Genomic DNA, 795 nt, shown 5'->3' with positions numbered 1-795 from the left:
CACTCCAAATAATTCTTCTAATAAATATTTTGTAGCCTTAATCGTGGCACTGGATCCAACTATATGGATCTCTTTATTAAACTCTCTTATCCTATCAACTAGATTCCTTAGGTGTGAACCTAAGACTCCCTCATAAACATGGATTTCATCGAATACAAAATGATCAGCCGTTCTAAGTAGGAACTTAAATCTTTCACTTAACGCTAAACCAATATGTATCATATCTGGATTAGTAATTAAGATATGAGGAGGATCACGATATAGTCTCTCTCTTTCTTTCTCTGGAGTATCGCCATCAAATATTCCTACATTTAATCCAAGTTCTTTCACTAAAGAGTATATTCTGTTAAGTTGATCTCTTGCTAAGGCTTTAGTTGGGTAAACCAAAACAGTTCTTTCTCCTTTAATCGCTAAATCAATAATAGGTATGAGAAAAGCTTCAGTTTTACCAGTTCCGGTTCCAGATATTATTAGGACGTTCTCTCTATTTTTTATTTTCTTATATGCATCGTATTGATATTTATACAATTTTTTTATCCCATATTGTAAAATGGCTCTCTTTAATTTCTCATCGATGTCTAGTTCATTAATATCAGGTCCTAATTCTGGGTCTAACGCTGTTTCAGTGTATACGTGAGCTATCTCGGCGTTAAAAAGTTTTAGCCTTTCATTAATCTCATCTAGAATTTCCACAATTTTATTAACTATGTTACTGGGATTAAAAGTATGGCGGACGTGCTAGTAAATGAAAAGGAAGTAGAACGATATTTAAATATACAAAAGAATAAGAGTAAA

1 protein-coding gene is annotated in these 795 nt (G+C 32.6%); it reads right to left on the bottom strand.

Features of this window, described 5'->3' with window-relative positions; genetic code table 11:
* Nucleotides 1-693: DEAD/DEAH box helicase (locus DMP16_RS10395; protein ID WP_143577235.1), on the bottom strand; the 693-nt coding region annotated here is incomplete at its 3' end.
* Nucleotides 694-795 lie beyond the last annotated feature (102 nt).

It is taken from the genome of Sulfolobus sp. B1 (genome assembly GCF_007050195.1).
In the GTDB taxonomy this organism is placed as follows: domain Archaea; phylum Thermoproteota; class Thermoprotei_A; order Sulfolobales; family Sulfolobaceae; genus Saccharolobus.
This window is presented reverse-complemented; position numbering and strand designations above follow the sequence as displayed.